This is a genomic window from Collinsella aerofaciens (assembly GCF_039752985.1).
Taxonomy (GTDB): Bacteria; Actinomycetota; Coriobacteriia; order Coriobacteriales; family Coriobacteriaceae; genus Collinsella; species Collinsella aerofaciens_BT.
Map to the genome: position 1 here is coordinate 1 of NZ_JBDMHA010000141.1, position 1,018 is coordinate 1,018.

Consider the following 1,018-nt stretch of genomic DNA (forward strand, 5'->3'; position numbering starts at 1 on the left):
GGCACTTGGAACGGGGGAAACGGCGGTCGACGAAACTGGAGAGGAGGTATTACGAGCTCCTGTGCGAATTGGAGAGAGCGCTCCCGCAAACTGCCTCTTGACAACTTATAGGAGCGTCGGTTTTAGTTCAACAAGTTTCGGAGTGGTCGCGGTTGAGCGATTCATCGTAGTAAACCGCCATAGTTTTGGCGGAGGCAGTCAGATTTATGGGTGTTAAACCAAAGAGTGCCCCTTTTGACTAGTCGTTTAAGAGCGTTCCCAATGACTAAGTTGCAGGTGGTTGCGGTTGTGTTACACTAACGCTGCGTATATGACGCAATCATCTCGATACAGATCAATGATGTCCGTCGTTTTGAACGGAACTAGACTGTTTAGCCGCCCTGAAGGTTTATGCAGGGAGCATGTGATCACAGGGCTTGAAAAGAAAGTTGAGCAAACACTGTGTCTGATCAACAGCAAGAAAACGAAATAACGACGACGCAGGCCGCTCCCGCTGCACCGGTTGCGTCGGACCAGGTCGCGACGCCCGCGCAAGCCTCGGCTCCTGAGACGCCTACGCCTGCAACGGCTGAGAAGGCCGTTCCTGCAACTGGTGAGGAGGCTGCTCCGGCAAAGCCCAAGCGTACGCGCCGCACGGTCAAGCCTGCCACTGACGGCGAGGAGGTCACCAAGCCCAAGCGCCGTACCACGCGCACGACGCGCGCCAAGCGCACCGTTGCAGCTGACTCCTCGGCGCCGATTTCCGATGAGGTCGCGCAGGCACGTGCGTTGGCGCAGATTAGCGAGGCTCAGGTGGTGCGCGCCCGCCGTCGTGCTGCCGAGCGCGAGGCCGCGGCTCTGACCGAGCTTGCAGCTCCGTCTGTGCCCGAGACGCCTGCCGCCGACCAGCCGACCGAGAAGCCGGTACCGCGCACACGCCGTCGCACGGCTGCTAAGGCCGAGCAGGTTGCCGATCAGGTAACCCCCGAGCTCACTGAGGCTTCGGTCCGTTCCGCGGCAGGGGAGGGCACATCGCCTG

General features: G+C 60.0%; 1 pseudogene. It reads left to right on the plus strand.

From position 1 onward, the window contains the following. Positions 1 to 441: 441 nt before the first annotated feature. Positions 442 to 1,018: pseudogene (locus tag ABHR76_RS10070) on the plus strand (hypothetical protein); the annotation flags it as partial.